We start from the raw sequence: 266 nt of genomic DNA on the forward strand, positions 1-266 counted from the left end.
TTGCAGTGTTATATGGTTTTAAATAAAAGGGGATCATATTTTTATTTCTCAGATACTCCCAGCAATAGATAGCTTGCTTTTCATCTTTTTTATCTAGCCAGTCATAATCAGTAAGAAATGTATTATATTGCTCTAGGGAAGGTGCGAATAAGCGGTGATGCTGCCAACTTACTGATTTAGTGTATGATGGTGTTTTTGAGGTGCTCCAGTGGCTTCTGTTTCTATCAGCTGTCCCTCCTGTTCAGCTACTGACGGGGTGGTGCGTA

At 39.8% G+C, this 266-nt stretch carries 1 protein-coding gene; it reads left to right on the forward strand.

Translation table 11 applies throughout. The annotated features are described in order from the left end of the window. Positions 1–208 precede the first annotated feature (208 nt). A partial coding sequence (locus FHC49_RS24775) for an IS1 family transposase (protein ID WP_097491765.1) occupies positions 209–266 on the forward strand: 58 nt, incomplete at its 3' end.

This window comes from Kluyvera sp. EC_51, assembly GCF_019584505.1.
Taxonomy (GTDB): domain Bacteria; phylum Pseudomonadota; class Gammaproteobacteria; order Enterobacterales; family Enterobacteriaceae; genus Kluyvera; species Kluyvera sichuanensis.